The organism is Lactobacillus kimbladii, assembly GCF_000970755.1.
In the GTDB taxonomy this organism is placed as follows: Bacteria; Bacillota; Bacilli; order Lactobacillales; family Lactobacillaceae; genus Lactobacillus; species Lactobacillus kimbladii.
This window is the reverse complement of the sequence record NZ_KQ034007.1, coordinates 95,454-121,726: the sequence shown is the minus strand read 5'-3', so window position 1 is coordinate 121,726 and position 26,273 is coordinate 95,454. Positions and strand designations below refer to the sequence as shown.

Below are 26,273 nucleotides of genomic sequence, written 5' to 3'. Positions count from 1 at the left end.
TCAATTTATTAAATATAATTATTATTTTTAAAATTAAATTCTACTCAGTTTTATTTTGCCTTATAATTTAGGCTAAAGAAAGGAGAGCATCTTAAATGATAAAAAAATTTTACACTGCCCTCTTCTGTTTGCTTTTCATTTTTCCTTTTAGCAATACGCAAGTTTTCGCTGCAGAACTTACTCCAAGTGAAATGAAGGAAGTGAGTCGTTTGCAGCAGGAATATGCACAACTTGATAACACTACTTATAACCATAATAACCTTTATTTAAACAAGCCGCGGTTTAAAAATAAATTTAAGGCGGGCACACTTGTGCCGGACTACCTTGACAGTCAATTGGCATATACAAACTATTATAGAAAGTTATTCAATTTGACTCCTGTTAAAGAAAATTTTCAAGATAATATTGCAGCGCAAAAAACTGCTGCCGTTTTAGCCGCTCTCGATGCTAACCCGATGGTCAATCAGCATAATTTGCCTTACGAAAAAAGGCCGAAAATAATTAATAAAACTACTTGGCAATTAGCCCGCAACATTTCTAGCAAGGCCAACCTTAATTTCAATACCAGTGATCAGACTGCAGGTGAAGTTATCACTGACTTAATTACAGATCGGTACAACTTGACCGGTGCTGACACCGGTCACCGTGCATGGCTGCTATCAACGCGCTTAACTAGGACAGGCGCAGGTGCTGCTTACGGCAAAAATGGTTATCGTTATTCTGTGCAAAAAGTTTTTAACCCTGCTGATGTCTTTCGTACTCCCAGTCGAGAAACCGTAACTTATCCCAATAGGGGCGTCTTTCCCATTGAGCTTTTACAAGGTCAAAATATCGCCTGGTCAATTTATTTCTCTAATAAAATTTATGCAGGCACACCAAAAATTACCATTACTGATAAAGATACTGGTGTAACTTATCAAGCAGAAAATGTACGTAATTATAGTCATACAGGCTATGGCAATTTTGAAACTATTATTACCTACTATCCCGGCTCAATGCCGCTAATGGTTGGACATGAATATGAAGTAAAAATCACGGGCTTAACCAATTATAGTTTCAAACTGTTTCAACTTCAAAACAAGTCAACAGAATAATAAAAAACATCTAGAATGAAGTGTCCTATAACAACCGTGAATTTTCATTATTAGATGAGTGAAAAAATTAATTAACAAAAAGTTCCAACATAAGTTCTTCGATTGCATTCAAAGTGTCTTGAAAGTTTATCTTTCGGGCATAAGCTTTTTGGTGGATATAATTTTCCCATTTGTCTCGCATTGCTTTACTACTTTTTATGTAATCTAATGTAATTTGCCATGAATAATTTTCTTTATTTACTTTTTCAAAAATCTCATTAAAGCTGTTCCTTGAATTAGCAGTATTTTCTAAAGCAGTTCTAGTTAAGGATAAGTCCAGCTTTAGTTTTTTATAATCTGTTTGCTTTCTAAGCTTGTTTAACATATATATGTCATAATAGTCTTTCATTCGAGTATTGACAATACTGCGACTAAATACTGTTTCTAGTTTTTGGGCAATTATAGTTTCATTATTATAAGCATAAATTTTTATTGGACTGTTATCGATCAAAGAATTATATTCATATTTGATTTCTTTAGGGGTTATGATATCACCGGTAGAAATATCTATTTTGATATTGGCCTTAGATTTTTTATAAAGAGTACCCAGTAAATGAACTCGGTACCCAACATATTCAGCTCCTTCATGTATCTTTTGTACATTACCAACTCTTTTAATTTCAATTGGGTCATTTTTACTTGGAATAATATTGCAAATTTCATCAACCATTTTTGTTGCTTCGGAAGAAGTCAAATCTTTTCCTTTAATATCTGTATCAATATCTTCTGTCGTTCTGTTATTAATACCAATTAAGCTTGACAGCAAAAATCCACCCTTTAGGATTAAATTATTTTTATATTTTGATTTAGCTATTCTTCTTACAAAATCATCTAAAGTAAACTCCTCTAAAATCACCTGTGTAGATGTTTTATTATCTTTTGCCAGTTTACGTATATGAGCTATCATTTGTTGATTATTAGTAAAGTTTCGAAATTTATCATTCATTTTTATAGCAATATTTCTATGTATTCCTGAACTTTCTTAACAGTATTGAATTTTCTTGCAAAGTACAGCAATTTAGCAATATTTTTATTTGGCTGTTTTAAATACTGCTTATATGCCTTATTTATTATTTCAGGATCAACGTGATTTTGTGGGCGTAATATTTCTGCCATAGTTCGATCAATAGAATAAACCCTAACATTATTTCCATTAGGAGTTTTTACTATTTCTATACCCAAATTATACATTTGAGGTACTTGCTGATGGGGCACAATTTGTTCTTTTAATTTCGAATTTTTATATCCTCTCGGAAAAGTAAGCTCAATTTTATCTGGAACACGATCACTCAAACCAAATAAATAAAGAGCAGAGTTCAACGAAATTATTCCTTTCTTGAGTCTCAGCTGAATAGTATAAAAAGCATCTTCTAAATGATTTGGGCTGCCATAAATCCCTTTATCAATTAAAATCAACATGTTGTCTCTAATGTAACTTTTAATTTGTTGTCCTGAATAGTTTTTCTTTGTAAGTTGTTTTCTAGACAGTACATAATTATTTTGCTTTAACAAATTTTCAAATTCAGATTTATTAGTCATTTTATTCACATCCTTTTATCTATATTTTACCCCATCATCAACTACAATGGGGTAAAATATAGATAAAATTAAATAAATAAAATCCATATTTCAAAATGGTATGACCCCCAAATTTGTCATAATTTTAGGGTTCATATCAAACTTAAGTGAAATATGGTTTTTATTTTAAAAATTAGTATCCCTTCTTAGAGAGATAACTACATCCTTAAATAGTTATTATGTGAACTGAGTTAATTTTAAATATAGTTGGCTACGGCAGCTAATAAATCTTTTTCATTATTAACAATGGTGCCATTAAGTTTAATTAGACCAGTAGTATACAAGTTGACATAATGAAATTGGTTTTCGGCAATCTGGGTTAAAGCTTGTAACTTCTTTTGGTTAGTAGCACCCTGCTGGCGAGTATCTGTATATAAACCAATTATCGGGATTTCTTTTGCATAAGCTACACCTATTTCACTAGCTACCCCATTATCAATGCTGAGGCCGTCAAGAACAGCAATCATTAAATCGCTATTAAGCAGCTTTTCAGTATCGGCTTGAGCAATCATTTTAGAATCAGCATAAGCCTGTTTATCATTAATTGATGCGTTTTCCTGAGGCAAATACAAATCAATTGCATCATCTATTTGACGAATTTTGGCTGCCAGTTGAGCGTTATAATTAATTTCTGCTTGTGAAAACAGAGCATTTGCAAAATAAATTTTCATCTAAATTTCCTTTGAAAAAACGATTAATTGTTTTAAAGCAGAGAGTCTAATTGTTTGGAGAACTAATTTCCCATGGAATTGCACTTAATATATAGAGAACAACTCCAACAATGACAAAGTCCAGAAAAATACTACTGCTTATTTCTAACACATAGCCTAATACAGCCAAACCTTCAACATTAAAAATTACGGGAATAATAGCCAATATGCCTGCAATTAATATTAACCAAAAACCTGCCCACATACCAGATGCGGTGATTTCGTGAGTCAGCATTTTTGAATTTAAAAATATCTTCATATCACTTATTAATGAACGTAAACTAATAACAGACATTATCAGTATAATTACATTAACGATTAATAAGATAAAAGCAATATTACTCCCAAGAGTAATTGTATTCAGATTAAAAGTATCAATTACATCAAACGGAGCATTATTTTCCTGCTCCTTTAATTTTTCTTGTACTAACTGGGCATCACTCGATGCACCTTGATCAATGTTCAAATCAATGTCATGTAAAATTTGCTTAGCCAATTTCATATTACTGAACTTGAACCAGGGTCTCCCAAGGGTATAGTCAATAATATGATCAGCAATTGGTTGAGTTTGCTTAGTAGTTAGCAGATTGGCATTCCCATTTTTATTAGCTCCAATTGTTTCTGCTAGTGCATCAAAATGCATGTTTATTTGCCTAACTACTACAGCCTCATTACTACTGTTTCTAATTTGTCCCTTCATAAAAAGGGGATTAAGGAAAGTCGCGGTAATCATGGTTAGCGATACAATCAGAAAGATAATAAAGGACAGAATCTGTTTGTATTGGTTGTTCTGTTCCTGACTTATTCTGTGCAAACCATCTCGCGCGCCATTTGCCATATTTTTCCTTTCTAACAGACAATCTCCTTGTCTTCATCAAACATCGTATCTATTGCATGATGAATGGTCTTAATATCAGTAGATTCAATAATCTCATGACCCTCTTTAAGCGCCCTTTCGATAGTTGGTCTTGAGGAATGTAAAAAACTGTACATGAATGCTTTGGTGCCATAATCAGCTATTTCTTCTGGAGAAACTTCATATTCTTTATTATCATAATAAAGACGACTCACACCAGTTACGGCAAAGGCAATTCCCATCCGAACTTCTTTGGGATCAAAGTCAAAGTGATCAAACAACTGCTTTTCTTTCAACCAATCGTTGATAGTTTTACTCCAAAAATCTAGTGATTCATTACTCTTAAACACCTCAGTAATAATACGTTTAAGACCTTCATCATAAATTCCCAGCATTTCAATTGCATAAATAAAAGCTTTGGTGCGAGCACATACTTCGTCTTCTTTATTAACACTAAACTTTTGCACTTGCTTGTCTAGTGTATTGAGAATGTTCCGAACTACATCAGTAATCAAGTTTGATTTATGTGGATAATATGACTGCAGTAATGATTTGGAGATGCCAGACTTTTCTGCAATCATTTGAAATGAAACACTGTCCATACCATTTTCTCTAATTAAGTGAAAAGTATTACTTAAAATTGTACGTCTTCTTTTATAATTTTTACGTCGTGCCATAATGTTTTCTCAGCTCCTATATATTTTGCCTTAATTATACCAATGATATAGAATAAATAAACAAAAAGGCACTGGTATATTATTGGCTGATAGTTTTTACTAAAGAAACATACACTAAAAGCAAGCCGTTTCATATGTAATTACTTTAATTTACTTTCACTTAACAAATGCATTGAACGGTCATTATATACATAATTAATTCCCCGCGCCAAAAGTAAATCTACTGAAATACGAACCATTCTATCTGGATAATGACTGTGTTTAATTGTATCAGTTACCACTATCTGTTCAATTGGCAACTCATTCAGAACTTCAGTTGCATTTTGTGATAATAATGCGTGTGTGGAAGCAACATAAACTTTCTTGGCGCCTGCCGCTAGAACTGACTTAGTTGAAGAAGAAATACGTGATCCCGTATCAATTAAATCATCTACAATAATACATTTTTTGTCTTTAACATCACCAATCATGTCATGTACATCTGCGTCATAACGTGCACGGCGCTGATCAACAATCGCAATTGGAGCATCAAAGCACTGACCAAAATTACGAGCTAGTTTAGCTCCAGAATGATCTGGAGAAACAACCACAATATCGTCTTCTTCTTTGGTAGCAATACCGTTATCAATAAAGTATTGTGCTAAAAGTGGCATAGCATGCAGATGATCAACTGGCACATTATAAAAGCCTTGAATTTGCGAAGCATGTAAATCAAGAGCAATTAAGTGATCCAGACCAGTAATCTGTAATAAATTAGCTATGAGTTTAGCAGTTATTGGTTCCCGCGAACGAGTTTTGGTATCTGAACGTGAATAAGCCAGGTATGGCACTACCACATTGATTCTGTGTGCTGAAGCACGATGCAATGCATCTAAAACAATTTCCAGTTCCATAAAGTTTTCATTTACGGGATCCTGAATTGACTGAATAACGAAAACGTCACATCCTCTGACACTTTCGCCAATATTAACTTGAATTTCACCGTCACTAAAATGTTGCACAGCGGTTTCAATTAACGGCTTTTTCAAGATTTGTGCAATTTTCTCATTTAATGCGGGATTTCCGCCTAACCCAATCAGCTTCATTGGGTGCAATATTTGAAGAAGTTCTTCCTTGTTCATGACTACCTCGTTTTTTAAAAATTACAATCTTTGCAAGTCTATTATAACCAAAAAAGTCCTTAGTGCCTAGAAAAGTAATAATTTCAAACAAAAAGCCGAAGCTATTATCGGCTGTTAAATATTAAATTTGAAGCAAAAGTATTCTTGAATTAAATAAACTATTTAAAAAAGTCTTCCATTAAGTTTAGCAATTTGAAACTCCTTACGGCGTAACTTTCATGCTTTTGTCTAGGCATAATCAGAAGCTGTCCTTGAGGAATAATTTGACTGTACCAGCGAACATGTTCTACTTTAACCCAGTCTTTTTCTCCCACGACACAATAAGTCGGTATCTTGATTGCCTTCAAACTGTCAACAGACATGAAACTTTCTGATAATTCCACCTTACTATCACGGTTCATGCGCAAGAAACGCAGAAAGCCTTCAGTCAAATAATGATATGATTTGATACCATTGCCATTCACAAAGACACCTGCTACCATGAGCTTCTTAAAGATATTTTGATCCTGACTTGCAAGCATCATTGCTACCAAACCGCCGGCATCAAAGCCAAAACAATAGCAGCCCCTGATATTCACCTGCTTAATAAAAGCAGCCAGATCTTCAACTTCAGTTTGATAGTGCTCGGCAGGCTCTCCCTGACTGAGGCCATGGCCTCGCATATCCAGAACATAAACCGTATAGTAAAGAGAAAGCGGAGCAACAATTTGGTCAAACATGCCGCCATCTAAATGGTGTCCGTGTAATAAAAGTAGCGGATCACCCTTGCCTAACTTACTATAATAAAGCTCGTTACCATTAACTTTTTCTCTCATCTTTGGTCTCTTTCGCTAGCTTCTAACAAATTTTGATTAGAACTTTTTTCTTTCTTATGTTCATGCCACAAACTACGAATAATGATCTTAGCAATAATATAGTTAGCCTTAAAATTATCAGGAATCATTTTTGCGTTAAAGTGATGAACCATGCTGTCCTTACGCTGCCAATAATGGTAGATAGGCTTGCTATCACAATAAAAACCTTCTGTTAAAGCCAAATATTGCACATTAAATATCTGATCTTCCATAAAAGCTAAATTTTCCATGAAGTGAAGATGATTCTGCCGCACGACTGATAATTTATAGCCCTTGTTCCAGGTATAGCCTTTAACTGGAGTAGCTAGGCAATGATTATCACATAAAGAGCCAAACGGATTACTGATTAATTGATAAGTTCGAGCCTTGCCTTTCATGCCACGCACGACTTTTTTGGTAACAGGAATTGAACCTTGTTTGTTTTCATAATCAAGCCAAAAGCCACAGGAAACCATTGCTGCATCAGGATGGTTGTGAAAAGCATTTACAAAAAATGCTGTATAATCAGAATCCACCCAGTCATCACCATCATGAAATGTAAAATAAGGCGTATCAACGTTGGCAATACCGACATTGCGTGCATCAGACAGGCCACCATTATGCTTGTTTATTATCTTAAAGTACCGGAATTTTTCACGATAGCTTTCTGCTATTTTTCTAGTATTATCCGTTGAACCATCATTGACAATTAACAACTTAAAATTGGGATCATCTTGCTTAGCCAAATGATCAAGTGCCCGCTCTAAATATCTTTCGACATTGTAAACAGGCATAATGACAGTTAATTCAGGTTGCTGAATCATAGCTTCCTCCTTTAACTTGTTATTATACCATCTTAAATATTAAAAATAACGTAAAGTAAGTAGTACATAACTATTATTTAACCTTTTGCTTTTAGCATTTAGTATAATTAAGAACAGTCAAAAGGAGTTAATTATTTTATGAAAAAAGCAAAAACATTTTCAACTATTATTACACTGTTATTTTTTGGTATGCTCATGTGCGATACTATTACACAAACTGTTAAGGCAGATGAATTACCAGTTGTTTGTCTTGGAACTTCTTTAACCGCTTCCCAAAGAAGTGGTACGCTAAAAACCCTCAGTGAACCACTAAATGGCAGCAGCTACCAAACAACTACCATCACCGGTGAAGATTTGGTCAAATATCTTAATCCTTCTGGGTCGAACTTTACAACTCACTCTGGCGTCTGGTCCAGTGCCATGATTGAAAAAGAAGCACAAGGTAGTGGCATCAACGTCCACATCCTTGACTACCAGGGGCGTAATAATATCACAACAATTACAGCTAATCAATATAAAAATGCGGCTTTAACTGCAGGCATCTCTGATGCCAATATTTATGTTACCAGTGCCGTGCCAATTGATGGTTCCGGTGCTCTAGCCGGTGTTTATGCTGCCTATAACAAAACCGGAGAAAATTTAAATCAAAACCAAGTAAACGCAGCCCAAGACGAAATGAACACCTTAAGTAAAATTACCAAGGAAAATAAGGATAAAAGCGGTTATAGCGATGCCCAATTAAATAATGCAGTTGCAGGCGCTAAACAGGAAATGGGTAAAATTGGCAACAATGTGTCAGATAGTCAAATTCATGATATTGTAAACAACCAAATTAATATTAATCATCTTGGTGACGTTATTAATAATAATCAAAAGCAACAGATTATTAACGTCTTAATTGAGGTACGTGATTCCGGTGCTTTAAAAAATCACAAATTTAAGGACCAAGCTGATGCTTTATCCAAAAACATTAAGAAGAACGCCAAAGGAATCTTTGATAAAATCAATACCCCAGAAAATCGTAACTGGTTTGAACAAATTTGGCATAATATCACTTCATTTTTCAGCCACCTTTTTAGTGGCCTAATTGTGGCTACTTTTAATTGATCACATTTGGTCCATGAATTTGTTTAATGTATGATCGACAAATTCATTACCGCGATTTTGGGCATGCCCTTTGGTCCATTCGAATTTAGCTTGAGAAAATTTATCTAAAAGCTGGTCCAGCTCCTGCCAACACTCAAGGTTGGCAATTGCACCTTTTGTACTTTTGGTCCAGCCCCGTTTTTTCCAATTTTCAAGCCAGCCTTTAGTAATTGGATTTAAAACGTATTGTGAATCCAGTACAAATAATAATGGTTTTTCGTTAAAACCCAACTCGAGCAATTTTTTGAGTGCTTCTATTAAAGCTGTTAGTTCCATCTTGTTATTAGTCGCACCAAACTCTCCATTTGAATCATAAGTAGACTTTTGTTGGCCATCTTCTTGCCATTCAATTAGATAAGCCCAGGCAGCCTTGTCAGTCGCACGCACATGACCGCCCTTAAAGTTACCGGTATTGCGGGTACCCCCGTCAGTATAAATTGTGGCAAAAAAATCGGATGGATTAGACTTATTAACCCTGTTTAGCGCCTTAGGCTTTGGGACAGAAGTTGTTGTAGCAGGATTTTGCTTAATTTTGCGACTTTCTTTTTGAATCTTGGCAATTGCTTTTTGTAATGAGTCCTCATCTTTTTGAAAGACTTGATGAACAGTTTCGCGATCCCAAGCTAAATACTCAGTGGCATCAGTTATTTTGGGAAAAGATTTGTATTCGGCACCAGAATAGCCTTCAACTTGTTTTCGGGCATCTTCCCAAGTGCGATAAACACCTGGCTTGCGGCCCTTTTTTACTGCATAAAATTTCATATGCTCCCCTATCACTAAAATTTTCAGTCAATGCTAAAATATAAGTAGTTCTATTTTTTAAGGTGGTAATATGTTCTTCAATACTAAAAAATACAAGGAAGAAGTGGAGAAAAACCACAAACGCGACCTTGCAAAGGAACCTAGCAGACTAAGCATGCTTTTCTTGGCTGTCTTGGCAACTTTTGCTCCTACTCGTGTTTTCTTGCGTTTACATAAAAAAAGGATTGAAGACAATGCCACAATCGAACCAAAAAATGGCGATTTTGAACAAGTACCTATCATATATTTTCATGGCTTTCGTGGCGGTGACTATACTACAAAGGTAATGGTTAAGCAGGCACTTGCTGATAAAGGCAATCCCAAATATCTCAAAGTTACTGCTGATTTACTGGGTAACTTTAAGCTAGAAGGCACTTGGACTGGTGATCCTAATCCAATTGTGCAGGTTGTTTTTCGCCAGCGGCTCGTTGGTGTGTATGCAATTGACTACTACCTGCGTTTCACATTACCATTTCTAGCTCAAAAGTACCACTTTTCACACTATTCGGCAATAGCACATTCTTTGGCCTGTCCCTGCATAGTACGAACCGAAATGCATGAATACCGAAAGAAAAACTTCCCTCATTTAGTCAAATGTGCCTTCATCGCGGGACCTTTTGATGGTGTAGTTTATTTGGGAGACATCCCTAACGTTAACGCCTTTAACCAAAAAGGTCGTCCAGCTGTGGTAAATTTGCATTATCTTTACCTCTTGTTCAGACGCAAACGGTTTAATCCCAATATTTCAGTATTAAATATTTATGGTAATGTTTTGGACAATACCAACAGTGACAAGTTTATTTCCGTCACTTCTGCTAAAAGCATCCGCTATATTCTGGCACCTTATGCCAAATCTTATCATGAAGTTGAAATTCGCGGAAAGAAATACGCTGAACACAGCTGGATGCACGATAACCCATTTGTCATCGACATTATTGATAAGTTTATTGGTCTTAAAAAATAATTTAATTTTGGAGGAAACACGTGTGATTCTGCTCCGCGACATAGGACGTATCATCATTATTACCAATACTATATTGGCCTTTTACATTGTCTTTCATAGAAGACGCTCTGTCTCAACAACTTGGGCTTGGTTGATTATTCTGCTGGTTTTTCCAGTTTTAGGGATGATCATTTACGGCTTTTTTGGTCGGGGAATTTCACAGGAAAATATTTTTGCCATTAACAAGCAGCATCATATTGGGTTGCGGAATGTGCAAAAATCAATTACTGCTGCACCTAAAAAAATCAGCGCATCTGATACCTCAAACAGAGCCCAAATGGTGGTGCACTTTTTTGATCATGATGGCGAGTCACCTTTGAGCAAAAACAATCATGTTAAGCTCTATACCGATGGCAAAATTATGTTTCATGACATGATGGCTGATATTAAAAATGCCAAACAATCAGTGAATGTTGAATTTTATACCTTTTATAATGACGATATTGGCAACGACTTTCTTGATTTGCTGATTAAAAAAGCCCAAGAAGGCGTATCTGTTCGTTTGCTCTATGATGCCTGGGGTTCAATGGGTGCAACCAAGGCCTGGTTTGATCAGTTAAGAAAAGCTGGCGGCGTAGTCCTGCCCTTTATTACCTCACGGAACATGATTACGCGGTATCGGATTAACTACCATTTGCACCGTAAAATTGTGGTAGTTGACGGTAAAACTTCTTGGACTGGCGGCTTTAATATCGGTGACCAGTACCTGAGTCGCAAGAAAAAATTTGGTTATTGGCGTGACAGTCAGGTGCGGATTGTCGGATCTGCTTCTTTACTATTGCAAGAGCGATTTGTCATGGATTGGAACGCTTCAATTCAAAAAGAAAACCAAGTCATTGCTTTCAATACTATCCTTTTTCCTAACTTGGATGAAAATGAGATTCATGCTGGTGATGTAGCAACGCAAATAGTTTCAGACGGACCTGATCGCTATAATGCCAATATGCGTAATGGTATTATGCGGCTAATGTCTTTAGCAAAAAAACGTCTCTGGATTCAAACACCGTATTTAATTCCTGACGACGCGATGTTTGCAACTTTGCAAACAATTGCCCAGTCAGGAGTAGACTTACGAATTATGATACCGTGTAAACCCGACCACCCATTTATTTATCGCGCTACACAATGGTATGCTAATGAATTATCCCGTTATGGTATTAAAATTTATATTTACAATAAAGGATTTATTCATGCTAAAACAATTGTAGTTGACGATACCTTTTCTACTGTGGGATCAATGAATCAGGATTATCGCTCATATGACCTTAACTTTGAAGATATTGCCGTTTTTTATGATAAAAATTTCACCCGTGAAGTCGCAAAATCATTTGAAGATGATATGAAAGTTTCATCATTATTAACCCCTGAAGATATTGCCAAACAGGGTCGCTGGCTTAAAATTTTGCAAAGCTTTTCACGGATGCTTTCGCCAATTTTGTAGCAGCTAAAAAGCCTCCCACTTTTGGGAGGCTTTTAAAATTCGCTATTACTATTTATTCTGCAAAGTGATAAACAGTTTCAGCTGGATAGCGAGTTGTTTTAGCCATAGTTTCTTCAGTTTCATTGCTCTTGCCAATTACTATTGCCATTACTGGTAAGTAGCGTTTTGGCTCTAAGTTAAAGGTTCTGGCGATTTTAGACTCGTCATAGCCAGCAATTGGGTTAGTGTCGTAACCATGATTGCGAGCAACAAGCATAAACTGCATAGCAGCAAGTGAACAAGACCTAATGGAATCAATTGCACAAGAATAATATGTGCCATTTTCATAAGATGGCAAAAAGGTTCTTAAGACTTCGTCTAATTTTTCCTTAGTGATGTTGCCTGTCTCATATTCCTTAGACCAATTTTCACGATACTTTTTATAAGCATAAACATCGGCAAAGACTTGCACAACTGCAGCACAGCTGTCCATCTGGGGATCGTTAAATCTCAGCATGTATTTCTTAACTTTGGCAATAGTTTCCGGGGTGTCTGCTACTTCAAAATGCCAACCTTGTAAATTGCAACCGGAAGGAGCAGTTACTGTTTCTTCAAACATTTCTTTAAATTCTGAACGCGGAATTTTGACACTTTTATCAAAGTGACGTACAGAATGACGGTTTTGTACAACGTCATTAAAATCGTTATTACGCATATTTTCACACTTTCTAATATAAATATATCTCTACTATGTTAATTTTACTACATCTTGTTATCATTTTCACATAATTTTCGAAAAAATTAGCAGTATAATAAAATTTAAAATAATACTAGTAAGAAAGGATCATCAAAATGAAAAAATTAGTCAGAGATAAAATACCAGAATTTGCACACTATGCTACTTACCGTGAACTTGCTCCCGCAGAAAGAGAACCGGCTTTAAAGCAAAAATTAATTGAAGAAACTAATGAAGTTCTTGCTGCTAAAACTAAAACTAATTTAATTGAAGAATTAGGTGACGTTTACGAAGTCATCTTAGCCTACCTCAACTTTAAAAATGTTGATCAAGCTACCTTTTTAAAACAAGTAAAAGAAAAGCGCGCCCTTAAGGGCGGCTTTACCAAATATCTGGAAATGAATTGGGAAGAAAAATAAGTTCATTAAAAAAGCCACGTTAACGTGTGGCTTAAAAAATATCTTGAATTTCAATTCGAATATCATGGTGTATATGATTTTTAAGTGCTTCGACAATTTGTGCTACGCCGTATGAAAAACGAAGGTAATATTGTCTGTTCTTTTGGGTTGTTAAAATACAAATTACCTGCTTTTTCTTAGGATTAGGCACCTTTATTAAAGTGACCATCGCAATCTCTGAGTACGAGACGGTCCGCCGAAAGTAACCAGAAACAACAGCTCTTTTAGGTGCGAGACCCGTAAAACCGTCAATAATACCAATCAACAAGAAGATTGCCAAGAAAATACTAAGACCCGGATCGCCCTTTTCAATTAATTGCCAGGCAAAGCCGATCCAAATAAAAATTACGGCCCAAATAACTGAAGACGAGCGATAATGTCCCTTTAAGTCAACATTTGCCTGCCAGTACCAACTATAACAAGTGTAGCCTAGAAGCAAGGCATCCAAAATTAGATAAAAAACTACCATATAACTCTCCTCAATTGTATTTTCATCTATTATAACAGATTGACAGACGTTAGATATTTTATTCAACATTAATGATATTTTACTTGCATTTTTATTAAAATCATGATTAAATTATTATCAAATTAAATGCAATGAAAAAGACGAGTAGATAACTTACCTCTTTAAGTGAATCGGTGATAGTGGAAAACCGTTAGACCCTGGGTTATTGAAAAACACTTTTAGCAGCACGCTGAAATTTTTGTAAAAGTAGGTTGTGTCGTCTCCAGTACGTTACCACGCTGGTAAAGCATGATAGTGCTTCATGAGTTGGCCCAGAATGTGGGCAATTAAGGTGGTACCGCGGAAAAAGCCTTTCGTCCTTGTTTTTATTAAAAACGGGACAAAGGGCTTTTTCTTTTCCTTAAATTTACAGGAGGTCAAAACAATGACTTTAATTTTACCGGAAGATTATCATCCAACTCTCACAATTCGCGATACCGAAGCAGCAATTGTTTATATTCGTGAAGAATTTCAAAAGGTTTTAGCTAAAAAATTACATTTACAACGAATGTCTGCCCCCCTGTTCGTCGAAAAGCATACTGGGCTTAATGATAACTTAAATGGCGTTGAGCGTCCAGTTGCTTTTGATGCCAAGGATTTACCAACAGATGACACACTCGAAATAGTGCATTCACTTGCCAAATGGAAAAGAATGGCACTGAAGAAATATGGCTTTAGCATGCATGAAGGACTTTTTACTAACATGAACGCCATTCGCCGCGATGAAGATTTAGATAACTTTCATTCAATTTATGTTGACCAATGGGATTGGGAAAAAATCATTGCCAAAGAGGAGAGAACGATAGAAACTCTTAAAAGTACCGTTACCAAGATTTTTGCTGCAATTAAAGAAATTGAAGCTGGCTGTGCTTTCCGCTATCCTGCTTCTACTTACCGTTTGCCAGAAAAACTTTACTTTATTACTACACAAGAATTAGAAGATCGCTGGCCGGACATCAGCCCTGAAGAAAGAGAAAACAAAATAACTGCTGAAGAAAAGGCTGTCTTTATAATGAAAGTCGGCGACAAACTGAAGAGAAGCAGCAAGCCACACGATGGTCGTGCACCCGATTATGATGACTGGCAATTAAACGGTGACCTGATTTTCTGGTATGAACCGTTAAAGCAAAAAATCGAAATTTCTTCGATGGGGATTCGCGTTAGTCCTGAAAGCCTGCACGAACAACTGAAGAAGGCTGATTGCCTTGATCGTGAAAAACTGGAATTTCACCGCATGTTGCTTGATGGAGAATTACCTTATACCATTGGTGGTGGAATTGGTCAATCTCGCTTATGTATGCTTTTGCTTGGCAAAGCTCATATCGGTGAAGTTCAAGCCAGTGTCTGGCCTCACGATATGATTACTAAATGCAAAGAACATGACATTCAAATTCTATAATAAATGAAGAAAAGCCATACAGTTAAAAAGAAACTGCATGGTTTTTTATTGCAATAACCCTATATGTTAGACAAAATCTTGTAGTAAACTAGCAGTAGCAGAATTAGTTTTAAGAAAGGCAAAATTATGATTGATGCAAATGAAATAGCTGAGTTAAAAAATGATATTGATCAGGCACGCCACATTACTTTTCTGACTGGTGCCGGAGTTTCAACTCATTCCGGTATTCCTGATTACCGCTCTAAAAACGGTATTTATGATGGCGTCTCTGAAAGTCCGGAAACAATTCTAAGTGAAGAAACGCTTTATCAGCGACCAGAATTCTTCTACAAATTTGTGATGGATAATATGTATTTCCCTGAAGCCAAGCCAAATGAAATACACCAGAAAATTGCCGAGATTTGCAACGAAAAAGGCGATCTAATTACACAAAATGTTGATGGCTTGGATACCAAAGCCGGCAATAAACACGTGACCGAATTTCATGGCTGTCTTTATAATATTTACTGCACTAAGTGCCATAAACCAGTTTCATACGCTGAATACGCCAAATCTTACCAGCATGAAAATTGTGGCGGTATTATCAGACCGGAAATTGTTTTATACGGTGAAGCCATTAACGGAGACAGTTTAGCCAAATCTGTCAATGCAATGCAAAATTCTGACCTCGTAATTATTTCAGGCACCAGTTTCGTCGTGTACCCTTTTGCCCAGCTTTTATCTTACAGGCAGTCTGGAGCTAAAGTTTGGGCAATTAATAAAACTGCCATTCCAGCAGAAGGAATTTCCTCCATTATTGCGGATGCACTAGATGTTTTTAAACAGCTTTAACTAGTTTTTAAAAAGAAAGCCCTTTAAACCATCAGAATTGCTTTTTTACCCGGATGCTATAAATTACTTGTGCTAAAATACGACACAGTAATTAAAAATAATTCTGAACTAGAAAAGAGCTTTTAAATGGCAATTTTTAAAATGTATGCTCCCTTTTTCAGTGGAAGTAATTGGATTCACGTACTAACCAGTGGCAAAGACTGGCTCGTTATCTTAACCCTGATTCTGATGGAATGCTTGCTTTCTGTTGATAATGCAGTTGTTTTGGCAGCTCAAACCAAGGTTTTGCCTGACAAGAAACAACAGGAAAAGTCATTATTTTATGGTCTTTGGGGCGCATATATTTTTCGTTTCATTGTGATTGGAATCGGTACTTATCTAATCAATTTTTGGGAAATTAAACTAGCCGGCAGCCTTTATCTTTTCTATCTGTCTTTCAAATTTTTCTACGACCAAAGGCATCCCCAAAAGGCTGCTGCTAGCGCAAAGATTGAAAGTGCAAAATTTACTAAGCATACCCCTAAAAAGGGCAAACATTTTTTGTCGCTTTTCTGGCGGACCGTTATTTCAATTGAAGCAATGGATATCGTTTTTTCAATTGATTCCGTACTAGCTGCCCTAGCGGTTTCCAGTAATCCGGTAGTGGTGTTAATTGGTGGCATGATAGGTATCTTGTGTATGCGGGGCGTCGCCGAAATCATCATCAAATTGATGGACATTATTCCTGAACTGCAACCGATGGCTTACGTTTTAATTGCTATCATTGCTCTTAAACTTTTATTGTCTCTGCCTCCGCTACATTACGAACTGCCTAATACGACCTTTGCCATAATCGTGTTCGGTATTCTGATCTTAACCATCGTTTTTCACTTTCTACGAGCAAAAAGGGAAAGAGGCAAATTATAGTCTTTGTTCAACGTATTCTTTGAGCACAACTGCCTGGTTGTGCTCTTTGTTTTTAGCGCCATAAAGAAAAAGAACATCTTGTTCTGCAAGCTCAGCTTTAACCTGGGCGACAAAATTGGCAGTCACAGGATTGTGTTCTAATTCAGCGATGTACTTTTGCCTAAATTCAGAATATTTAGTATCATCGTGATTGAACCACTTACGCAATTCGTTGCCGGGACCAATTTCTTTTGCCCATTCATCTATATTTGCATCTTTTTTACTTTTGCCTCGTGGCCAAAGCCGATCAACTAAAATGCGGTAGCCAGCAGGCTGCTCATGATCGTAAATGCGCACTAATTTTATCTTTGTCATGATAATATCTCCTTTTAGTTTAAGTTTACTACACGGAAGAAAAAATGAATTATTCAACTTATTTCTCTAATAAATCAACTGCTGCCATTACTAAAGATTTGATTGGCAGACCATTAACATATAATGATGGCCAGAATATAATGGGTGGCTATATTGTAGAGGCTGAAGCTTACTTAGGCGTTAAAGACCGAGCAGCACATTCTTATGGCGGTCATCGCAGTCCGGCTAATGAGGGTCTTTATCGTAAAGGTGGAACTATCTACATTTACGCCCAAAGACAGTATTTCTTTTTCGATGTTGCAACACAAGAATATAATGAGCCGCAAGGAGTTTTAATTAGAGCCATCGAACCAGTCTGGGGCATAGAGCAGATGATTAAAAATCGTGCCGACAAAAATGGGGTGCTTTTAACTAATGGTCCTGCGAAAATGATGCAGGCTTTTGGTATTCACGATAAAAAATGGAATTTACACTTCTTATCTGACTCCCCATTTAAAATTGATTTAGATGATAATCATAAAAAGTGGGCTAAGGAAATTAAAACCAGTGCCAGAATTGGCGTGAGTCAATCCGAATTAGAATGGGCTAACAAAGAATTACGTTATTATGTAGCAGGTAATCCCTATGTTTCTAGAATGAAAAAGAGCGCTTATCAGACAGATAATGGCTGGCAGTGAGAACAGGATCACCGTGCCCTTTTAAAATAGTAAAAGATAATAAATGAGATAATTATAAAATATTTTTTAAATAAAATTATTGACAAGTCACTCTTAATAGCCTATTATTTTTCTAAGTTAAATAATTTCCAATGCAATAGAGGTCGCGGTTGTTACGAAACTAATCTGAGTGAGCGAACACTTTGAAGATTAGCGTAAGAATTACCGCCGAAACAAGAATATTGTTCGTTTCAATCTTCTTGTTGGGCTGCAAGAGAATATTTTGCAGACTGTCCTGGTTCATCTCCAGGGAGCGCTATATGATTTGTTTAAAAAATAGATTATAACCTCGTTGTTTTGCGTAACAGCGAGGTTTTTATTTACGCTTTTATTGTGTTGGCTTTATTTGAAACATATTTTGTGGAGGTTTTCAAAATGAAGTCAAGATTTAAGTGGTTGGCGACCTTAGTTGCCTTATTCACTTGTTTAGGCATTGGGGCTGATTTTAGCCTGAATGAAGTTAATGCCAAAAAGGACGACGGTACACTAAAAGTCGCCATGGAAGCTAATTATCAGCCGTACAATTGGACACAGACTAATAATGCCAACGGTGCTGTGCCAATTGAGGGCTCAAAAGAATACGCCAATGGTTATGACGTTAAAATTGCCAAAATTATTGGTCAAGAATTACATAGAAAAGTAGAAGTTGTTAAGACTGAATGGGATGGTTTACTCCCCGCTTTGACCAGTGGCAAAGCTGATTTGATTATCGCTGGGATGAGCCCAACAGCTGAACGTGAAAAGGCCATTAATTTCTCTAAGCCTTATAGAAACAGTACTTTTGTGGTAATTACCAAGATTAACAGCAGATACGCTAACGCTAAAAAGCTGATCGACTTTAAGGGTGCAAAATTAACGGCGCAACAAGGTACTTTCCACTATGACCTGATCAAGCAGTTAAAGGGTGCTAAGAGACAACCGGCTATGCGCGATTTTGCGGCAATGCGACAAAGTTTAATCTCCGGTACTATTGACGGCTATGTTGCCGAAGATACTGAATCAACTTCTTTTAAGATGGTTGACCCTGACATTAAGTCAATTCCTGTCAGCAAAATGGCTGGTTTCCACGCTACTAAGGAAGAATCTGTTACCTCAATCGGAATTGCCAAGCCTAACAAGGCGCTGCTCAAGAGTGTCAACCAAATATTAGCTACTATTCCTCAAGCAAAAAGAGTCAGATTAATGACTGAAGCTGTCAAGCAACAGCCTAAAACTGATAATGATAAAAAAGGCAAAAAGGCTAAGTCAGAGCCTTGGTTAGTATCTATGTGGCGCCAATATGGCGGCATGATCTTAAATGGTATCGGCATGACGCTTCTTCTAGCTTCTGTAGGTACTATAGCGGGCTTCTTTATTGGATTGGCCGTTGGTATTGTGAGAACTATTCCTACACCAACAACCGGTGGTAAAAGATGGCTGCTCAAGTTTGTCAACTGGCTGCTTTCAGTTTATATTGAAATTTTCCGTGGTACGCCAATGATGGTTCAAGCTGCTGTTATTTACTATGGTATTGCCCAATTCTGGCACCTGAACATTGACAGAACGGTCGCCGCACTAATCATTGTTTCCATTAACACTGGAGCATATTTAGCCGAAATTATTAGGGGAGGAATTATTTCTACACCCGAAGGTCAGTTTGAGGCAGCCAGCGCGCTGGGAATGACTCATAATCAAAGAATGTGGCATATTATTTTGCCACAAGCAATCAAGAACTGCTTGCCTTCAATTACTAACGAATTTATCGTTAACATCAAGGATACCTCAGTTTTGAGCATCATCTCTGTATCAGAGTTGTTCTTCGTCGGTTCAACGATTGCGAGTCAGACATTTAAGTTCTTCCCAACTTATTTAACAATTTCTGCTATCTACCTCATCTTGACCTTTACCATTACCAGAATATTCAACTTAATTGAAAAACACCTCCAAGGAAGTAAGAATTACAACTTAATGGCAAACCAAGTTCAAGTTGGCACACCAAAAGACATGGAGGCTAAGAACTAATGACTGAATCAAACGAAACTATTTTAAGTTTAAAGCACATTAAGAAAACATTCGGTGAACACCAAGTTTTGAAAGATATTTCTTTTGATATAAACAAAGGTGAAATTGCCACCATTATCGGTCCTTCAGGTGGCGGTAAATCAACTACTTTGCGCTGTATCAACCTGCTTGAAGAACCTACTGCCGGTGAAGTTGATTTTCATGGTGAAAATGTTTTGGCACCAAACTACAATCGCAATATTTATCGTGCTAAAGTCGGCATGGTTTTCCAACAATTTGACTTGTTTGAAAACAAGAATGTTTTAGCTAATTGTATGGTAGGTCAAGAGTTAGTATTAAAACGGTCAAAAGACGAGGCACGTAAAATTGCGCTGGCCAATCTGAAAAAGGTGGGTATGGAGCAATACGTTAATGCCAGACCAAGCCAACTTTCTGGTGGCCAACAACAAAGGGTCGCGATTGCCCGTGCTATCTGCATGGATCCTGAAATTCTGTTATTTGATGAGCCTACTAGTGCTTTGGATCCAGAAATGGTCGGCGAAGTTTTAAGCGTCATGAAGAACCTGGCTACTACAGGCTTAACGATGATTATCGTAACCCACGAAATGGCATTTGCTAAAGAAATTTCTGATCAAATGTTTTTCATCAGCGACGGTGTAATAACTGAACAAGGTAAACCTGATCAGTTATTCAATCACCCGCAAAATGAAAAAACCGCGAAGTTTTTAAGTAATTTTCAGAATAACTAATAAAGTCTAATTAAATATAAAAAAACTGGTAAATCTACGTGATGAATAACGTGATTTGCCAGTTTTTTAGTTTGCTTGTGACTCTAAAAGCATAATAATTTCCTGATTAAATTTAGTTGGCTCCTCCCACTGCGGGAAATGACCGGAATGGTCAAACCAAATCAATTTGCACGGACTAGTAATTTTAGCAGCATATTCTGCAGTCAATTGCGAGGACACATGATGGTCATGTCTGCCTTCACAAAAAGTGATGGGAATGGCAAAATGCAGGATATTTTCAAAATTAACGTCCATCAGTTCTTCCCAAAAATATTGAATTTACTGCTTCGAGCCCTGCAAACGATGAATTAAGTCTTTAAAAGAATAATCTTTAGCCGATATAAACGGCCAAATTAATTTACGGTAGTTTTTAGCGCCATAGATTGAACCGCCATAAGCCACAATCATTTTAGTTAATTTGAGGCTGGCTTTAGTTGGTTCATGTACAAAATCAAGTTGATCAAGTTTGGCAGTATTTTTCATTTTTGTTCGTAAAAAAGCTTTTTGTAAGTCAATATTCTTTTTCATATTAACGACTTGACCAATTCCGATATATTGCGTAACCAAATCTGGATACATTTGAATAAAATAGAGTCCTAAAACCGTACCCCAAGAATGACCCATGATAATTAATTTATCCTGTTTTAACCGTTTTAATAAATAAAGCACAAACTGATGAATATCTGCCAAGATGGTGTCAATAGACAAGTTTTCTTCAGGCGAGAATTTGTAATACGATAGTCCACTGCCTCTTTGTTCCAGATTGACAAAGATAAAATAATCTTCTAGTTCGCTATTAAATTTTTTAGTCAAGGGGATGCAGGCATCGCCCGGTCCACCATGCAAATATAAAATGATTGGTTTCCGGCCTTGATTTGAACTAATTGAAAAATAAAGTTTAGTGCCGTTAATTTCTACGTTTTCTATTACTGATGTACTACTCATTTTTTGCCTATATTCATATAATCGACTGTTATTATGCATACACTGCTACTTTATTTAAGTATATTATTAATGTCTCTGCTTTGTAAATTGCAAATTATATTTACAAGACTGACGCAATTTTTATCAAATAAAAGCTTGTAACTTTTACTACTCTAAACTAAAAAAAGCTATTGGAACAGCCAGTTGAGAAAACAATAATAATTAAAAGGACTGAGACCGATATTATTTCGGACCCAGTCCTTAGTTAGAATAGTGAGAATTTGTAGAAGAATAGACAGTATTTTTACTTAGTAAATCACTTCTTTCTTACACCTATTTATTAAATACTTCATAATCAATGGCATCAGCTGACTTTCCAACCATTAGTGCAGAATAAACATCAGAATTAACATTTAAAATAGTTCTGAGCATCCCTACGAACCATTCGACCCCTGCAAAAATTGCTATACTTTCAACTGGTAATCCCATTTGAGGAACAATTATTGCTAGTGAAACCAAACCTGCTCCTGGAACAACAGCATTAGCAAGTGACACAAATGTTGATATTACAATAAGATAAAATACCTTATCTAAAGTAAAGTTAATATTATATAATTGCGCAATTGTAATCACCGTTATGGCCATATGCATGGCAGAACCATTAGAATTTAATGACATGCCTAATGGTAAAACCAAGTTAGTAATTCTGTCTTTTAAGCCCAGTTTGTTTTTAGCTTCATTCATTTCAATCGGTAAAGTAATTGCCGAGGAAGTAGTAGCTAAGGCCATAAGCGACATTTCTGACATATTGCTAATTAATTTAATTGGGTTAACTTTAAGATATAAAGATATAATTACAATCCAAATTAACAAATAAGCGAATGTTGCAAACCCATAGGAGAATAAGTATTTTATGAGCGGCAAAATTATTTTAATGCCCAAATTGCTAATGGTAGAAGCAATCAGTGCAAAAATGCCTATTGGTGCAAAGAACATTACACAGGTTACTAATTGAATAATGACATCATTAAAGTCGATTATTAAGTCAAGCAATTTTGATTTAGGCTTTTTCTCCATAAATTTGCTTAATCCAATACCAAAAAATATCGCAAAAATAATAATCTGAATAATTGTTCCATTAGATAAAGATTCGAAGATGTTGCTAGTAAAAAAGCTTAAAATTGTTTCACTTAAAGAAACTGGCTTAACATGTATTGCTTTTTCAGCAACCTTAGTAAGATGCACACCAATTCCAGGTTTAAATAATATTCCAACTAATGCACCGAAAGCAGCAGCAAGTAATGAGGAGATTGCAAAAATGACAATAGTTTTAATTCCTAATTTGCTCAATTCATTAGGTTTAATACCTCCTACTGCTTGAATTATTTGACCCAGTACCAAAATTGGTATGGACATCTGCATTAATTTTAAAAAAATATCACCAATTATCTTTAATTGAACTGAAAAACTAGGTAATACAAACCCAAATATAACACCAAGAATAACGGCTATCAAAATCTGATTAACCATTGACAACTTTACTTTTTTTCTCATGGTAGCACCTACGTTTCCTTATTTGTCAGTAATTAAGGTTCCAACATTTTCTGAAATATTTGGTAAATTAGAAATTGAAGTTATAATTGCTTTTCTATCTGGGTGATTTTTAACAAACAAAATAGCTGCTTGAATCTTAGGTAACATACTTCCTTTCGCAAATTGTCCCTGTTTTATATATATTTCAGCTTCAGAAACTGTAATATGATTCAAAGCTTTTTGATCTTTTTTTCCAAAATTGATGTAAACATTATCTACGGCTGTTAAAATTATTAAATTATCAGCTGAGATTCCTTCTGCAACCTTTTCAGAGCCAAAGTCCTTATCAATAACAGCCTCTACACCTTTAATTTTATTTTCTTCTATAATAACTGGTATACCGCCACCACCGGCAACGATTGGTACAATGCCAGCGTTAACAGTATCCTTAATAATATCCCCTTCAACTATTTTTACTGGCTTAGGAGAAGGTACAACTTTTCTATAGCCACGACCCGCGTCTTCAATAAATGTATCATTACTGTTTCTTTGAAGCTCAACCACTTCTTCTTTAGTATAAAAAGGACCTATAGGCTTGCTCGGAGATTTAAATGAAGGATCGTTTTTATCAACTTCAGATTGAGTAATAACAGTCAGGGACTTAACATTTTCACCCAGCTCTTGAGACGCATTGTCCAAGCCCTGTTGAATCCAGTAGCCAATGCTACCTTCAGTCATAGCCCCACAAGTATCCAGCTTAAATGCTGGATTCTTTTTTGAATTAGCAGCACTTTGCTGCAATAACAAATTACCTACTTGAGGCCCATTTCCGTGGCAAATTGCCACCTTATTTCCTGCCATAATATATTCAACAATATATCGTGTAGCCCTATTAACCGTTTCTTTTTGCCCAATATCTGTGGGATCCTTTTCCAAGATCGCATTTCCGCCAAGGGCAATTACACTAGTTGCCATTATACAGCTGTCTCTCCTTTCTTAGAGTCAGTTGCCAATACAGCAAAGACAATCAAGCCAATTATGAGTAGACCACAGCCTAAGTAAAAGCCGATTTCCATTTGTCCTGTTACATCTGCTAACCAACCAGTAATATATGGTGCCAAAATAGAACCAGACATACCTATAAAGTTGTAGGCACTTAATGTAGTTGACAAAGAACCCGAAGGTGCTTTTTTAGTTACATAAGCCACTATGATAGGATCAATCGCTAATTTGCCAGTCAAGCCATATAAGATCAATACTGCAATAAGCAAAGTTTTATTAGAAACGAAAGCAATTGCAAATACTGAAATGATTGAAAGTGGAACTAAAATATATATCCATTTCTTAGTACTACCAGTTTTATCAGCTAATTTTGCAAAAATTAATGCTCCAGGTATTGAAGCCCATGGTACCAAGGAAGAAATAAATCCTACACTGCCACCTTGAAAACCTCTGTTGGAAATTAAGAAAGATGGTAACCAAGTAATAATCACAAAGTTAGCGTAAATACTGCAGAAACAAAGAATAAAGGCTGCGACTAAATTCTTATCTGTAAAAATTTTTTTAAGAGAGACTTTCTCTCCTGGTTCTTTCTCCTGTTCTTCATTTTCCTTAGGTCTATAAACTTTCTCCTTTAAACATGTAAAGAACAATATTGCTAGGATGAATGTTGGAATTGCTACCACAAAGAAAGGTACTTTCCAACTTTGATGGTTTTGTAAAACCAAATAACTTGAAAGTAAATATCCACCAGAAGTACCAAAGGCCATACCAGAATTGATAATTGCGGTACCTAAAGTGAGTTTATCTTCCGGAATAGCTTCTGAAGATAAAGCATATTGTGGACCATAATATGAGGCTTGGCCTACACCCGCAATGGCTCTAATAACTAAAAACAAAGTAAAACTTGCGGCAATTCCTGATAGCCAGCTCATTACAGCCAATACAATAAAACCAATGGTAATAACTAATTTTCTTCCATACTTATCACCCAAAGCACCAAATGGTACCTGAAAAATAGCATAAGTTAAAAAGAAGATACTATTTGCCAATCCCAGCTGTGTGTTGTTTAAGCCAAATTGTTTGCCAACGATACCCATAATAGGATTGAAAATGGTTCGTGTGCCATACATCAGTATCCAGCCCAGGAAAAATATAATGACAACCCTTATCCAATAGTTTTTAGAAACTTTTACGCCCTCTTCATCTTTTTTCATTATTCGCTCCTTTCATAGACTAAGGAGTGTTTAAACTAGCTAAAATTCCTAGTTTAATTCCATAACTCAAATCTTTGCCCGATGTATGACCAATTTCGAGAATGGAATTTAGCTCACTGTCTATATCTTTAAAATTATGGTTTTTAAAGGATTTGTATAATTGATAAACTTTGGAATTAACATATCCTTGCGTTACACAGATTAGATAAGCTTTACTAACGTCTGTAGTAAGCTTTAGATTATTCCTTATTTGTTTAACAAAACTAGCTAAATAGGTATTTGCTTTATCGACTAGCAATAGTATGAAAATATATCCACAAAGAATATCATCACCACTTGGAGTTAATCCCTTTCCTCTACCAAGCAGCCAAGTAACAATTTGCTCTGGATTAAGGTCCTTAAATGTAGTCATTTCATTAGAGAATTCACTTAATAAATCATCACTAGGAATCCCGATTTTTTGATCTACTTTATACTTGTTTAAGGCTTTTAAAGTTTTCTTTAATCCCTTTTCTGGAAAATAATTTAGAGGTTTAATTTTTAATTTGATTATATTAGAGTTTCTAATATCGACTCTTTTAATTCCGTCTTGCGTATAAAAAATTATATAATTATCCAAAAATTTGACTATATTGTTTTCGGTTACACTTTGGATAACTGACTTTAAATTTTTTTCAGAAATATTTATGCCAAAGCAAGACAAGTAATTATCAAAGCAACTAATATTTATTAGTCGCAAACCAACTTGAATGTTAAGTGAATGTGCAAAAATCGAATGCACTCTGCCAATTTTGCCAAATT

The 26,273-nt window shown here is 35.9% G+C and carries 29 protein-coding genes, 1 riboswitch and 1 other annotated feature; of the genes, 11 read left to right on the top strand and 18 right to left on the bottom strand.

All coding sequences use genetic code 11. The features are described from left to right. The first annotated feature begins 95 nt into the window (after nucleotides 1-95). Nucleotides 96-1,094, top strand: coding sequence for a CAP domain-containing protein (locus tag JF75_RS01050; RefSeq protein ID WP_046332887.1), 999 nt, complete (start codon nucleotides 96-98; stop codon nucleotides 1,092-1,094). Nucleotides 1,095-1,161: 67 nt separating this feature from the next. On the opposite strand, the gene JF75_RS01045 is transcribed toward JF75_RS01050, so the two are convergent. From JF75_RS01045 to JF75_RS01010, 8 genes are all read right to left on the bottom strand, one after another. Then, nucleotides 1,162-2,079 (bottom strand): nucleotidyl transferase AbiEii/AbiGii toxin family protein, encoded by a 918-nt coding sequence (locus tag JF75_RS01045; RefSeq protein ID WP_046331485.1) that lies wholly within the window; start codon nucleotides 2,077-2,079, stop codon nucleotides 1,162-1,164. Nucleotides 2,080-2,081: 2 nt separating this feature from the next. Then, the gene (locus JF75_RS01040; protein ID WP_046331484.1) at nucleotides 2,082-2,672 is read right to left on the bottom strand and encodes a type IV toxin-antitoxin system AbiEi family antitoxin domain-containing protein; all 591 of its coding nucleotides are present in this window, start codon (nucleotides 2,670-2,672) and stop codon (nucleotides 2,082-2,084) included. 236 nt (nucleotides 2,673-2,908) lie between these two features. Further along, nucleotides 2,909-3,382 (bottom strand): nucleoside 2-deoxyribosyltransferase, encoded by a 474-nt coding sequence (locus JF75_RS01035; RefSeq protein WP_045927419.1) that lies wholly within the window; start codon nucleotides 3,380-3,382, stop codon nucleotides 2,909-2,911. 46 nt (nucleotides 3,383-3,428) lie between these two features. Then, nucleotides 3,429-4,259, bottom strand: coding sequence for a hypothetical protein (locus JF75_RS01030; protein WP_046331483.1), 831 nt, complete (start codon nucleotides 4,257-4,259; stop codon nucleotides 3,429-3,431). A gap of 11 nt (nucleotides 4,260-4,270) precedes the next feature. Beyond that, nucleotides 4,271-4,954 (bottom strand): TetR/AcrR family transcriptional regulator, encoded by a 684-nt coding sequence (locus JF75_RS01025; protein ID WP_046331482.1) that lies wholly within the window; start codon nucleotides 4,952-4,954, stop codon nucleotides 4,271-4,273. 140 nt (nucleotides 4,955-5,094) lie between these two features. Beyond that, nucleotides 5,095-6,075, bottom strand: a complete 981-nt coding sequence (locus JF75_RS01020; RefSeq protein WP_045927416.1) for a ribose-phosphate diphosphokinase — start codon at nucleotides 6,073-6,075, stop codon at nucleotides 5,095-5,097. A 158-nt stretch (nucleotides 6,076-6,233) separates the two neighbouring features. Next, a complete protein-coding gene (locus tag JF75_RS01015; protein WP_046331481.1) occupies nucleotides 6,234-6,890 on the bottom strand; it encodes an alpha/beta fold hydrolase in 657 nt (218 codons plus the stop codon). After that, a complete protein-coding gene (locus JF75_RS01010; protein WP_046331480.1) occupies nucleotides 6,887-7,732 on the bottom strand; it encodes a glycosyltransferase family A protein in 846 nt (281 codons plus the stop codon). Before JF75_RS01010 ends, JF75_RS01015 begins: the two co-directional genes overlap by 4 nt. Before the next feature lie 189 nt (nucleotides 7,733-7,921). On the opposite strand from JF75_RS01010, the gene JF75_RS01005 reads away from it, so the two are divergent. Further along, nucleotides 7,922-8,839 carry a DUF1002 domain-containing protein gene (locus JF75_RS01005; RefSeq protein WP_046332886.1) on the top strand — a complete coding sequence of 306 codons (918 nt, stop codon included), beginning with the start codon at nucleotides 7,922-7,924 and terminating at the stop codon, nucleotides 8,837-8,839. Here JF75_RS01005 and JF75_RS01000 read toward each other — a convergent pair whose 3' ends face one another. Continuing rightward, nucleotides 8,840-9,640 (bottom strand): ribonuclease H family protein, encoded by an 801-nt coding sequence (locus tag JF75_RS01000; protein ID WP_046331479.1) that lies wholly within the window; start codon nucleotides 9,638-9,640, stop codon nucleotides 8,840-8,842. A 70-nt stretch (nucleotides 9,641-9,710) separates the two neighbouring features. Here JF75_RS01000 and JF75_RS00995 point away from each other — a divergent pair, with 70 nt between their 5' ends. Together JF75_RS00995 and cls are read left to right on the top strand one after the other, a co-directional pair. Further along, entirely contained in the window at nucleotides 9,711-10,643 is a 933-nt protein-coding gene (locus tag JF75_RS00995) for an alpha/beta hydrolase (protein ID WP_046331478.1), read from the top strand. Between the two features lie 22 nt (nucleotides 10,644-10,665). After that, nucleotides 10,666-12,123, top strand: a complete 1,458-nt coding sequence (gene cls / locus JF75_RS00990) for a cardiolipin synthase (protein WP_046331477.1) — start codon at nucleotides 10,666-10,668, stop codon at nucleotides 12,121-12,123. Between the two features lie 52 nt (nucleotides 12,124-12,175). Here the strand turns inward: cls and JF75_RS00985 are convergent, their stop codons facing one another. Beyond that, nucleotides 12,176-12,817, bottom strand: coding sequence for a nitroreductase family protein (locus JF75_RS00985; protein ID WP_046331476.1), 642 nt, complete (start codon nucleotides 12,815-12,817; stop codon nucleotides 12,176-12,178). A gap of 137 nt (nucleotides 12,818-12,954) precedes the next feature. Between JF75_RS00985 and JF75_RS00980 the strand changes: the two genes are divergently transcribed. Further along, entirely contained in the window at nucleotides 12,955-13,257 is a 303-nt protein-coding gene (locus JF75_RS00980) for a nucleoside triphosphate pyrophosphohydrolase (protein ID WP_046331475.1), read from the top strand. 31 nt (nucleotides 13,258-13,288) lie between these two features. On the opposite strand, the gene JF75_RS00975 is transcribed toward JF75_RS00980, so the two are convergent. Further along, a complete protein-coding gene (locus JF75_RS00975) occupies nucleotides 13,289-13,765 on the bottom strand; it encodes a hypothetical protein (RefSeq protein ID WP_046331474.1) in 477 nt (158 codons plus the stop codon). Nucleotides 13,766-13,887: 122 nt separating this feature from the next. Then, nucleotides 13,888-14,129: a binding site (T-box leader), on the top strand. 60 nt (nucleotides 14,130-14,189) lie between these two features. Here JF75_RS00975 and asnA point away from each other — a divergent pair. From asnA to JF75_RS00960, 3 genes are all read left to right on the top strand, one after another. Further along, a complete protein-coding gene (asnA, locus tag JF75_RS00970) occupies nucleotides 14,190-15,203 on the top strand; it encodes an aspartate--ammonia ligase (RefSeq protein WP_046331473.1) in 1,014 nt (337 codons plus the stop codon). Nucleotides 15,204-15,329: 126 nt separating this feature from the next. Beyond that, entirely contained in the window at nucleotides 15,330-16,034 is a 705-nt protein-coding gene (locus tag JF75_RS00965; protein ID WP_141639301.1) for an NAD-dependent protein deacylase, read from the top strand. 126 nt (nucleotides 16,035-16,160) lie between these two features. Beyond that, the gene (locus tag JF75_RS00960) at nucleotides 16,161-16,940 is read left to right on the top strand and encodes a TerC family protein (RefSeq protein ID WP_046331472.1); all 780 of its coding nucleotides are present in this window, start codon (nucleotides 16,161-16,163) and stop codon (nucleotides 16,938-16,940) included. On the opposite strand, the gene JF75_RS00955 is transcribed toward JF75_RS00960, so the two are convergent. Beyond that, nucleotides 16,935-17,294: a DUF488 domain-containing protein gene (locus JF75_RS00955; RefSeq protein ID WP_046331471.1), complete on the bottom strand. Its 360-nt coding sequence runs from the start codon at nucleotides 17,292-17,294 to the stop codon at nucleotides 16,935-16,937. The two genes, JF75_RS00960 and JF75_RS00955, sit on opposite strands and share 6 nt — an antisense overlap. 44 nt (nucleotides 17,295-17,338) lie before the next feature. Here JF75_RS00955 and JF75_RS00950 point away from each other — a divergent pair, with 44 nt between their 5' ends. The 3 genes from JF75_RS00950 to JF75_RS00940 all read left to right on the top strand — a co-directional run bounded on the left by JF75_RS00950 (nucleotide 17,339) and on the right by JF75_RS00940 (nucleotide 20,760). Further along, a complete protein-coding gene (locus JF75_RS00950) occupies nucleotides 17,339-17,971 on the top strand; it encodes a DNA-3-methyladenine glycosylase (RefSeq protein ID WP_046331470.1) in 633 nt (210 codons plus the stop codon). Between the two features lie 129 nt (nucleotides 17,972-18,100). Continuing rightward, nucleotides 18,101-18,277, top strand: a riboswitch (Lysine riboswitch). A gap of 108 nt (nucleotides 18,278-18,385) precedes the next feature. After that, nucleotides 18,386-20,011, top strand: coding sequence for an ABC transporter substrate-binding protein/permease (locus tag JF75_RS00945; RefSeq protein WP_046331469.1), 1,626 nt, complete (start codon nucleotides 18,386-18,388; stop codon nucleotides 20,009-20,011). Beyond that, the gene (locus tag JF75_RS00940) at nucleotides 20,011-20,760 is read left to right on the top strand and encodes an amino acid ABC transporter ATP-binding protein (RefSeq protein ID WP_046331468.1); all 750 of its coding nucleotides are present in this window, start codon (nucleotides 20,011-20,013) and stop codon (nucleotides 20,758-20,760) included. Before JF75_RS00945 ends, JF75_RS00940 begins: the two co-directional genes overlap by 1 nt. Nucleotides 20,761-20,826: 66 nt before the next feature. Here the strand turns inward: JF75_RS00940 and JF75_RS10315 are convergent, their stop codons facing one another. From JF75_RS10315 to JF75_RS00915, 6 genes are all read right to left on the bottom strand, one after another. Further along, entirely contained in the window at nucleotides 20,827-21,054 is a 228-nt protein-coding gene (locus tag JF75_RS10315; protein ID WP_052726842.1) for an alpha/beta fold hydrolase, read from the bottom strand. Nucleotides 21,055-21,078: 24 nt separating this feature from the next. Then, entirely contained in the window at nucleotides 21,079-21,744 is a 666-nt protein-coding gene (locus JF75_RS00935; RefSeq protein WP_167334204.1) for an alpha/beta fold hydrolase, read from the bottom strand. 312 nt (nucleotides 21,745-22,056) lie between these two features. Continuing rightward, nucleotides 22,057-23,277 (bottom strand): dicarboxylate/amino acid:cation symporter, encoded by a 1,221-nt coding sequence (locus JF75_RS00930; RefSeq protein WP_046331467.1) that lies wholly within the window; start codon nucleotides 23,275-23,277, stop codon nucleotides 22,057-22,059. A gap of 18 nt (nucleotides 23,278-23,295) precedes the next feature. Then, a complete protein-coding gene (arcC, locus tag JF75_RS00925; RefSeq protein ID WP_034980851.1) occupies nucleotides 23,296-24,231 on the bottom strand; it encodes a carbamate kinase in 936 nt (311 codons plus the stop codon). Further along, nucleotides 24,231-25,472, bottom strand: a complete 1,242-nt coding sequence (locus JF75_RS00920) for an MFS transporter (protein ID WP_046331466.1) — start codon at nucleotides 25,470-25,472, stop codon at nucleotides 24,231-24,233. The genes arcC and JF75_RS00920 overlap by 1 nt, the downstream gene beginning before the upstream one ends. A 19-nt stretch (nucleotides 25,473-25,491) precedes the next feature. Beyond that, nucleotides 25,492-26,253, bottom strand: a complete 762-nt coding sequence (locus tag JF75_RS00915; RefSeq protein ID WP_141639300.1) for an oxamate carbamoyltransferase subunit AllH family protein — start codon at nucleotides 26,251-26,253, stop codon at nucleotides 25,492-25,494. Nucleotides 26,254-26,273 lie beyond the last annotated feature (20 nt).

Bases quoted from the DNA above. Each gene is read 5' to 3' on its own strand.
- JF75_RS00960 (WP_046331472.1), top strand. From the start codon at position 16,161: ATGGCAATTTTTAAAATGTATGCTCCCTTTTTCAGTGGAAGTAATTGG.
- JF75_RS01005 (WP_046332886.1), top strand. From the start codon at position 7,922: ATGCTCATGTGCGATACTATTACACAAACTGTTAAGGCAGATGAATTA.
- JF75_RS01045 (WP_046331485.1), bottom strand. From the start codon at position 2,079: ATGAATGATAAATTTCGAAACTTTACTAATAATCAACAAATGATAGCT.
- JF75_RS00935 (WP_167334204.1), bottom strand. From the start codon at position 21,744: ATGAGTAGTACATCAGTAATAGAAAACGTAGAAATTAACGGCACTAAA.
- JF75_RS00930 (WP_046331467.1), bottom strand. From the start codon at position 23,277: ATGAGAAAAAAAGTAAAGTTGTCAATGGTTAATCAGATTTTGATAGCC.
- JF75_RS01035 (WP_045927419.1), bottom strand. From the start codon at position 3,382: ATGAAAATTTATTTTGCAAATGCTCTGTTTTCACAAGCAGAAATTAAT.
- JF75_RS00955 (WP_046331471.1), bottom strand. From the start codon at position 17,294: ATGACAAAGATAAAATTAGTGCGCATTTACGATCATGAGCAGCCTGCT.
- JF75_RS01040 (WP_046331484.1), bottom strand. From the start codon at position 2,672: ATGACTAATAAATCTGAATTTGAAAATTTGTTAAAGCAAAATAATTAT.
- JF75_RS01025 (WP_046331482.1), bottom strand. From the start codon at position 4,954: ATGGCACGACGTAAAAATTATAAAAGAAGACGTACAATTTTAAGTAAT.
- JF75_RS00945 (WP_046331469.1), top strand. From the start codon at position 18,386: ATGAAGTCAAGATTTAAGTGGTTGGCGACCTTAGTTGCCTTATTCACT.
- JF75_RS00980 (WP_046331475.1), top strand. From the start codon at position 12,955: ATGAAAAAATTAGTCAGAGATAAAATACCAGAATTTGCACACTATGCT.
- JF75_RS01020 (WP_045927416.1), bottom strand. From the start codon at position 6,075: ATGAACAAGGAAGAACTTCTTCAAATATTGCACCCAATGAAGCTGATT.
- JF75_RS00950 (WP_046331470.1), top strand. From the start codon at position 17,339: ATGAATTATTCAACTTATTTCTCTAATAAATCAACTGCTGCCATTACT.
- arcC (WP_034980851.1), bottom strand. From the start codon at position 24,231: ATGGCAACTAGTGTAATTGCCCTTGGCGGAAATGCGATCTTGGAAAAG.
- JF75_RS01030 (WP_046331483.1), bottom strand. From the start codon at position 4,259: ATGGCAAATGGCGCGCGAGATGGTTTGCACAGAATAAGTCAGGAACAG.
- asnA (WP_046331473.1), top strand. From the start codon at position 14,190: ATGACTTTAATTTTACCGGAAGATTATCATCCAACTCTCACAATTCGC.
- JF75_RS00995 (WP_046331478.1), top strand. From the start codon at position 9,711: ATGTTCTTCAATACTAAAAAATACAAGGAAGAAGTGGAGAAAAACCAC.
- JF75_RS00985 (WP_046331476.1), bottom strand. From the start codon at position 12,817: ATGCGTAATAACGATTTTAATGACGTTGTACAAAACCGTCATTCTGTA.
- JF75_RS00940 (WP_046331468.1), top strand. From the start codon at position 20,011: ATGACTGAATCAAACGAAACTATTTTAAGTTTAAAGCACATTAAGAAA.
- JF75_RS01050 (WP_046332887.1), top strand. From the start codon at position 96: ATGATAAAAAAATTTTACACTGCCCTCTTCTGTTTGCTTTTCATTTTT.
- JF75_RS00975 (WP_046331474.1), bottom strand. From the start codon at position 13,765: ATGGTAGTTTTTTATCTAATTTTGGATGCCTTGCTTCTAGGCTACACT.
- JF75_RS00965 (WP_141639301.1), top strand. From the start codon at position 15,330: ATGATTGATGCAAATGAAATAGCTGAGTTAAAAAATGATATTGATCAG.
- JF75_RS01015 (WP_046331481.1), bottom strand. From the start codon at position 6,890: ATGAGAGAAAAAGTTAATGGTAACGAGCTTTATTATAGTAAGTTAGGC.
- JF75_RS01010 (WP_046331480.1), bottom strand. From the start codon at position 7,732: ATGATTCAGCAACCTGAATTAACTGTCATTATGCCTGTTTACAATGTC.
- JF75_RS00920 (WP_046331466.1), bottom strand. From the start codon at position 25,472: ATGAAAAAAGATGAAGAGGGCGTAAAAGTTTCTAAAAACTATTGGATA.
- JF75_RS10315 (WP_052726842.1), bottom strand. From the start codon at position 21,054: ATGGACGTTAATTTTGAAAATATCCTGCATTTTGCCATTCCCATCACT.
- JF75_RS01000 (WP_046331479.1), bottom strand. From the start codon at position 9,640: ATGAAATTTTATGCAGTAAAAAAGGGCCGCAAGCCAGGTGTTTATCGC.